This is a genomic window from Roseisolibacter sp. H3M3-2, from assembly GCF_029211165.1.
Lineage (GTDB): Bacteria > Gemmatimonadota > Gemmatimonadetes > Gemmatimonadales > Gemmatimonadaceae > Roseisolibacter.
Genome location: NZ_JARGEK010000516.1, coordinates 1 through 2,635 on the forward strand (window position 1 = coordinate 1; position 2,635 = coordinate 2,635).

Below are 2,635 nucleotides of genomic sequence, written 5' to 3' on the forward strand. Positions count from 1 at the left end.
GCGAGGCGTGCCGGCGCGCGCGAGCGGCCGCGCGCGCCACGCCCGCTGCCCGCGCTGCGGCGCGACCCTGCGCGGGCTGGGCGACGGCTGGTACTGCGGCTGCTGCGGGCTGGTGCTCCCCGGCGAGCCGGCGCGCTGACCCGCATGCGCGGCGAGTTCATCGACGTCAACGGCGCGCGCCTGTACTACTACGCCGCCGGCACGCGCGGCGGCGGCGAGCCGATCGTGCTGCTGCACGGCTTCCCGACCTCGTCGCACCTGTGGGCGCGCGTGGTCCCCGCCCTCCCCGACGGGCACCGCGTGGTGGTCGTCGACCTGCTCGGCTACGGCCGCAGCGACCGGCCGCAGGGGCGCCCGCTCGGCGTGCGCGCGCACGCCGAACGCGTGCTCGAGCTGCTCGACGTGCTGGGGATCAACTACGCGTGCGTCGTGGGACACGAGCTGGGGGCGGGCGTCGCGCAGGCGCTCGCCGTGCGCTGGCCGGCGCGCGTGGCGCGGCTCGCGCTCGTGAACCCGGTGGCGTACGACGAGTGGCCGGTGCGCGAGGTGCGGCTGGCGCGCGCCATGCTGCCGCTCACGCGGCACCTCCCCGCGACGTTCCTGCTCACGCTCCTGCGGCGCGAGCTGCTGCGCGGCTACGCCGAGCAGGAGTCGGGCGCGCGCTCGATCGACAAGTACCTCAAGCCGTTCGCGTCGGCCGACGGGCGCGACGCGCTGGTGGAGCACCTGCTGGCGCTCGACGCCGCCGAGACGGCGCAGCTGGCGCCGCGGCTCAAGGACCTCGTGATGCCGACGACGGTGCTGGCCGGCGCGCACGACCCGTTCCTCCCGCCGGCGGTGGCCGAGCGGCTCGCGGCCGACGTGCCCGGGGCCGTGCTGGAGGTCGTCCCCGACGCGCGCCACTTCCTGCCGGAGGACGCGCCGCGCGCCGTCGCCGACTCCGTGGCCCGCCTCCTCGCCCGCGAATGACGAACCCCCGCCTCGACACCTTCCGCGCGATGGTCGCCAAGCAGCCGGCGAACGCGCTCGCGCGCTTCGGCCTCGCCAACGAGCTGCTCAAGGCGCAGCTGTGGGAGGAGGCCGCCGAGCAGCTGCGCACCTACCTCGCCAGCTACGACGACGAGGGGAACGGCTGGTCGCGCCTCGCCGAGGCGCTCGCCGCGCTGGGCCGCACCGACGAGGCGAGGGACGCGCTGCGCCAGGGGATCGCGGCGTCGCAGCGCTTCGGCCACGTCGGCATGGCGAACGAGCAGCAGATGCGGCTCGAGGAGCTCGACGAGGCGTGACGCGCGGCTAGCGGGGCGCCGCGGTGAACAGCGCGTCGTGGCGGCCCGTGGCGAGCACCGCGTCCACCGCGCGCGCCGCGCGCTCGATCAGCGGCGGCACGTCGGGCCACCCCTCGCCGCGCAGCTCGACGGTGCCGCCGGCGTCGTAGTGGTGCACGGCGAGCGTGCGCTCGCCCACGCGCACCCGCGCGACCTCCCCGTAGCCGGCCGGCGGGAGGCGCTCGCCGCCGAGCGCGCGCGCCGCCTCGTCGGCCACGACGTCGGCCAGCGCGGCGGACGCGCCGACGACGCGGTAGACCGGGAACGCCGACGAGCTGCGGTCGACCGCGCCGCGGTGCGGGAGCGGCACGAACGACGCGCGCTCGGCCAGCCGGTGCGCGCCGTCGTCGCCGCGGCGCCACTCGAAGTGGTGCTGCAGCCACGCCGGGTCGAGCGAGGGCACGTCCACGTAGCGCATCCGCGCGCGGTCGATCGGCAGCGTGTACGTCGTCCCCGCCTCCAGGTCGCCGACGACCAGCACCGGCGTCCGCGCCTCGCTCGTGGACGACTCGCCGCGCTCGCCGTGGCGGACGACGCCGCGCCCGTCGGGGGAGACGCCGATCGGCACCGCCTCGTACGCCGACGCGACGGTCGAGTCCTCGGGCAGCGGGCGCACGGCGAGCGTCCGCGTGTCGAACACCCGCTGGCCGATCGCGTACGCGCCGGGCTCGGCGAGCAGGGTGCGGTCGACGCGGCCGCCGATCGGGAGCGTGCGCGCCGCGTGGAAGCGCGCGTCGTCGTTCGTGATCGGGTGGAAGCGGAGGTTCGGGTCGGAGCGCTCCAGCGACGTCGCGGCCACGCGGCCGCCCTCGGCCACCAGCAGGGTGCCGTAGCCGTAGATCCCGCCGGCCGCGATTAGCGCAGGCCGCCCTCCCGGGACCAGCACGACGACGTCGGCCCCGATCTCGTGGTCGCGCGTGCCCGGCGGGTACGACGTGCGCGCCCCCGGCGGCGCCGCCAGCGCGTCGCCGTCGCGCACGAGGAGCACGCCCTGAGCCGCGACCTCCGCCCCGCCCTCGCCGGCCGGATCGACGTGCGCGAAGTCGCGCGCCACCAGGTCGACGACGAACGGGCCGACGCGCTCGCGCCGCACGACCGCCGAGCGCGGGACGACGCGGTAGCGCAGCGCGAAGCCGGCGAGCGGCGCCTCGGCGGCGATCCAGGGACTCCACTCGCGGTCGCGCGCCCGCGGGCGCCCCGCGAGCGGGATCGCGAAGCGCGCGGTCTCGCGTGCGTCCCCGGTGCGAACGGCGACGCGGGCGGCGCGGCCGCGCGACGACGGGATGGCCGCCGCGCCGGGCGCCACCCAG

At 78.0% G+C, this 2,635-nt stretch carries 3 protein-coding genes; 2 read left to right on the top strand and 1 reads right to left on the bottom strand.

The window, feature by feature from the left end; all coding sequences use genetic code 11:
• The first annotated feature begins 144 nt into the window (after positions 1 to 144).
• Entirely contained in the window at positions 145 to 969 is an 825-nt protein-coding gene (locus PYV61_RS23850) for an alpha/beta hydrolase (protein WP_275836374.1), read from the top strand.
• Positions 966 to 1,286, top strand: a complete 321-nt coding sequence (locus PYV61_RS23855) for a tetratricopeptide repeat protein (RefSeq protein ID WP_275836375.1) — start codon at positions 966 to 968, stop codon at positions 1,284 to 1,286. The genes PYV61_RS23850 and PYV61_RS23855 overlap by 4 nt, the downstream gene beginning before the upstream one ends.
• Before the next feature lie 7 nt (positions 1,287 to 1,293).
• Here the strand turns inward: PYV61_RS23855 and PYV61_RS23860 are convergent.
• On the bottom strand, positions 1,294 to 2,635 hold a 1,342-nt coding region (locus PYV61_RS23860; RefSeq protein WP_275836376.1), incomplete at its 5' end, for a hypothetical protein.